Origin of the sequence: Amycolatopsis sp. NPDC004079 (assembly GCF_040610415.1) — a bacterium.
GTDB lineage: Bacteria > Actinomycetota > Actinomycetes > Mycobacteriales > Pseudonocardiaceae > Amycolatopsis > Amycolatopsis halotolerans.
The window spans coordinates 1-1180 of record NZ_JBEXMH010000162.1; the positions used below are offsets into that span (position 1 = coordinate 1).

Consider the following 1180-nt stretch of genomic DNA (forward strand, 5'->3'; position numbering starts at 1 on the left):
GCCAGTGCACGGTGAGTCCGGTGAGGTGGGCGTGGGTGAGGGCGTGGAGGAGTTGGGTGGGGGTGTGTTTGTTGCGGTGGAGGGTGGGGATGGTGGTGGTGTGGTGGTGGGTTTCGTGGATGGGGGTGGTGAGGACGGGGTGGGGGCTGGTTTCGATGTAGCGGGTGTGTCCGGTGTGGGTGAGTGTGGTGATGGTTTGGGTGAATTGGACGGGGTTGCGGAGGTTGTCGTACCAGTAGCGGGCGGTGAGCTGGGTGGTGTCGAGGCGGTCGGCGGTGACGGTGGAGTAGAAGGGGATGTCGGCGGGGGCGGGGGTGATGTCGTGCAGGGCGGTGAGGAGTTGGTGGCGGAGGGGGTCGATGTGGGGGCTGTGGGAGGCGTAGTCGACGGGGATGGTGCGGGCGTGGATGCCTTGGCGGGTGCAGGTGTCGACGAGGCGGGCGATGGCGTCGGGGTCGCCGCTGACGACGGTGGTGCGGGGGCTGTTGGCGGCGGCGATGGAGACGGTGGGGGGCAGGAGCGCGGCGGCGTGGTCGTGGGGGAGGTTGAGGGAGGCCATGGCGCCGCGGCCGGTGATGGCGGCGAGGGTGGCGGTGCGGTGGGTGATGATGCGGGCGGCGTCGGTGAGGGTGAGGGCTCCGGCGATGTGGGCGGCGGCGATTTCTCCTTGGGAGTGGCCGATGACGGCGTCGGGGGTGATGCCGGCGTGTTGCCAGGTGCGGGCGAGGCTGACCATCATCGCGAAGAGGGCGGGCTGGACGTGGCGGGGCGTGTCGAGGGGGGTGTCGGTGGTGAGCAGGTCGAGCAGGTCGTAGTCCAGGTATGGGGCGAAAGCCTCGGCGCAGTCGTGCAGGTGGCGGGCGAACACCGGGCTGGCTGCGGCGAGGTCGCGGCCCATTCCCGGCCACTGCGGGCCCTGGCCGGGGAACACGAACACCGTCTTCCCCCCGCCTTCGGCGGGTTCCGGGCCGGGCATGTCCGGGACCAGGACGTCCGGGTGCGGATCGCCGGTCGCGACCGCGTTCAGCGCGCCCAGCAACGCTCCCCGGTCGGCGGCGACCACGGCCGCACCGTGCTCGAACCGGGTGCGGCGGGCCAGGGCGCGGGCGGCGTCGTCGAGCTCGAGGCCCGGGTTGCGCGCCACATGCCCCGCCAGATCACGAGCCTGGTCGCGGAGTGC

The 1180-nt window shown here is 71.9% G+C and carries 1 protein-coding gene; it reads right to left on the reverse strand.

The window, feature by feature from the left end; genetic code table 11:
• A partial coding sequence (locus ABZX37_RS49330) for an acyltransferase domain-containing protein (RefSeq protein WP_354751266.1) occupies positions 1 to 1180 on the reverse strand: 1180 nt, incomplete at both ends.